Below are 3,055 nucleotides of genomic sequence, written 5' to 3' on the forward strand. Positions count from 1 at the left end.
TGTTGCCGATGCCCGACACCACAGTTTGGTCCAGCAGCTGACGTTTGATCTCAGAATGCTTGCGCCGCAACACGCCCACGACCGCTTCGGCGTCGAAACGAGAGTCCAGGGGGTCGCGGGCCAGGTGTGCGACGGGCGCCGGCACCACGCTGCCGTCCACGGTGACGAGCTCGGCAATCAGCCAGCCGCCGAAGGTGCGCTGGTCGACGAAGCTCAGCGCGGTGCCGTCGTCGAGCAGCACGGCGATACGCAGGTGGTTGGCGTTCGGCAGGCAGCCCTGTGCGCCCAGCAGCATCTGGCCGCTCATGCCCAGGTGCACGACCAGAGCTTCATCGTCGAAGCCGTTCAGCGGCAACCACAGGTATTTGCCGCGCCGGCCGGTGCCGCTGATTCGCGCACCCAGCAGCCGTCCGGTCAGGTCGGCGGGGCCGCCGCGGTGGCGGCGCACCGCACGTGGATGGTGCACCCGCACCGCGGTGATGGTCCGGCCCACCACGTGGTCGGCCAGGCCACGCCGCACCACCTCGACCTCGGGCAGTTCTGGCACTCTAGATCAGGCTTGGGTCAGGCTTGGGTCAGCCACTGTCGAGGGCATCCAGTGCGGTCCATGCCGCTGACGCCGCTTTCTGTTCGGCTTCTTTTTTGGTGCGGCCCACACCGGTCCCGTATTGGGTCTCGGCCACCAGCACCACCGCGGTGAATTCCCTGTCGTGGTCCGGGCCGGTCGAGGTGACCGCGTACGACGGCACGCCCAGTCCGCGGGCAGCGGTCAACTCCTGCAGGCTGGTCTTCCAGTCCAGCCCGGCCCCCAGCGTGGCCGCGGTGTCCAGCGGTTCGCCGAACAGCCGCAGGATCACTTCGCGTGCGGTGTCCATCCCGTGCTGCAGGTAGACCGCGCCCAGCAGCGATTCCATGCCGTCGGCCAGGATGCTGGATTTATCGGTTCCGCCGGTGTTGATCTCGCCGCGGCCCAGGAGCAGGTGCGCACCCAGCCCGTCGCCGGTCAGCCCGCGCGCCACATCGGCCAGTGCCGCGGTGTTGACCACGCTGGCACGCAGTTTGGCCAGGTCTCCTTCGGGTCGGTCCGGGTGGCGGCGAAACAGCTCGTCGGTGATGATCAGGCCAAGCACGGCGTCACCGAGGAACTCCAGCCGTTCGTTGGTGGGCAGCCCCCCGTGTTCGTAGGCGTAGCTGCGGTGGGTGACCGCCAGCGTGAGCAGTTCATCGGGCAGGTCGACGCCGAGCGCGTCGATTACGGCTTGCCGGGGTCGACTCACCGCTCGCCGTCCTCGCGCGCTGCCAGACCCGACATTGCAACCAGTTTGGCCCAGCGCGGGTCGATCTGGTCGTGGTGATGCCCGACGTCGGCGTCAACGAACGGCACACCGCAGACTGGGCAGAGCCCGGGGCAGTCCGGCCGGCATAGCGGTGACAGCGGCAGCGCCAGCCCGACCGCGTCGACGATGGCCTGCTCCAGATCCACCGTGTCATCGACCACGCGGCCGAGTTCGTCTTCCTCGGTGGTGGCGTCGGTCGCGCTGTCCGGGTAGGCGAACAGCTCGGTCAGCGCCACCTCGACCCGGCCGGTCAGTGATGTCAGGCACCGCGCGCACTCACCGGTTGTGGCCGCGGCTACCGTCCCGGTCACCAGGACGCCCTCAGAAACCGACTCCATCTGCAGGTCCAGGTCGATCGTTGTGCCCGCGGGGATCGCCACCAGGTCGAGACCGATGCGCGACGGACTGGACACCCGGCGGCGCACCGGCAACGCATCGCCTGGCCTGCGGCCCAGCCGGGCGACGTCTATGACAAGTGGCGAGGGTGCACGTCGCTGCATCCTCGTGCCCGGACGCCTCACCATGACCGCAATTCTACGGCGGTCACGGTGTCGAACTACGGCTACCGCGTTGCGTAGTCGTGGGTTCCGGCGGCGGTGCGCAGCTGGTGCCGGCCGCGGTTGACGGAACGCAAGGTGCCGTTGAGGAACTCCTCGAACTCGGCCAGCTTGGAGTCGACGTAGATATCGCATTCACCGCGCATCCGGTCGGCCTCGGCGTGTGCCGAGTCGATCAGCCGGGTGGCCTCCGCGTTGGCCGAGGCCACCACCTCCGTCTGCGACACCAGTCGCTGCTGTTCCTTGATGCCCTCCTGCACGGCCTTCTCGTAGGCAACGTTGCCGTTGTCGACGAGTCGGTCGCATTCTGCCTGGGCGCGGCTGACGTTGGCCTCGTAATCGCGTTTGGCGGTCGCTGAGAGGCGGGCAGCTTCGTCGCGGGCTCCGGCGAGCATCTGCTCGCTGTGCTGACGGCTCTCGGCCACCATTCGGTCAGCGTGTGTCTTGGCGTCGGCCAACAGCCGGTCGGCCTCGGCGCGGGCGTGGTTGAGCATCGACTCCGCTTCGGTGGTCGCGCTGCTCACCATCGAGTCCGCCTGCTCCTTGGCCTCATGCAGCAGCGAATCGCGTGCGTCGAGCACGTCCTGGGCGTCGTCGAGTTCGCCCGGGATCGCGTCCTTGATGTCGTCGATCAGTTCCAGCACGTCGCCGCGGGGCACCACGCAACCCGCCGTCATCGGCACGCCGCGCGCTTCTTCGACAATGGCGCCCAGTTCGTCAAGCGCTTCGAACACTCGGTACACGGCGATACCCTCCAGGCGTAGTTGTTGTTACCAGTTGTTACCAGTAGTCACCATTGTTAACCATTGTGCCTGGTGTTACGCCTGTGACTGCGTTGCGTACCCGGTGTGTCGAGTTTTGCCCGCACCTGCGTTCCCCCGCGGTCACGGCAGTGCGATCGAACAACCGCCGCTACCAGCGGCTACGAGGTTGTCGCGTCGACGGTACCCTGACCCGGTGGTAGCTGGAATGCCCGGAATGCCCCGAATCAGCCGAGGGCGGCCATGACAGCTGGCTCAGCGACACCGGAACCGGCACAGCAACAGGACTATCCGGCCGGGTCCGGCGGGCAACCGTCGCCTGCCGACAGTGCCGATATAGGCCGGCTGCTGCTGCGCTGCCCTGACCGTCACGGCATCATCGCCGCAGTCAGCGGGTTTC

At 67.6% G+C, this 3,055-nt stretch carries 4 protein-coding genes and 1 pseudogene; 1 reads left to right on the forward strand and 4 read right to left on the reverse strand.

The window, feature by feature from the left end:
- The 4 genes from AC2VOP_RS08105 to sepIVA all read right to left on the reverse strand — a co-directional run.
- A partial coding sequence (locus tag AC2VOP_RS08105) for a DNA-formamidopyrimidine glycosylase family protein (protein ID WP_486960486.1) occupies positions 1-547 on the reverse strand: 547 nt, incomplete at its 3' end.
- Between the two features lie 28 nt (positions 548-575).
- Entirely contained in the window at positions 576-1,277 is a 702-nt protein-coding gene (gene rnc, locus AC2VOP_RS08110; protein WP_486960487.1) for a ribonuclease III, read from the reverse strand.
- Positions 1,274-1,861, reverse strand: a complete 588-nt coding sequence (locus tag AC2VOP_RS08115) for a YceD family protein (RefSeq protein WP_486960488.1) — start codon at positions 1,859-1,861, stop codon at positions 1,274-1,276. Before AC2VOP_RS08115 ends, rnc begins: the two co-directional genes overlap by 4 nt.
- A gap of 38 nt (positions 1,862-1,899) precedes the next feature.
- Positions 1,900-2,637 (reverse strand): cell division protein SepIVA, encoded by a 738-nt coding sequence (gene sepIVA, locus AC2VOP_RS08120; protein WP_486960489.1) that lies wholly within the window; start codon positions 2,635-2,637, stop codon positions 1,900-1,902.
- Positions 2,638-2,898: 261 nt separating this feature from the next.
- Between sepIVA and AC2VOP_RS08125 the strand changes: the two are divergent.
- Positions 2,899-3,055 (forward strand): annotated as a pseudogene (locus AC2VOP_RS08125) (formyltetrahydrofolate deformylase); the annotation flags it as partial.

It is taken from the genome of Mycobacterium sp. TH-M106, from assembly GCF_057473765.1.

Coding starts and splice junctions, on each gene's coding strand:
- AC2VOP_RS08115 (WP_486960488.1), bottom strand. CDS start 1,861: ATGGTGAGGCGTCCGGGCACGAGGATGCAGCGACGTGCACCCTCGCCA.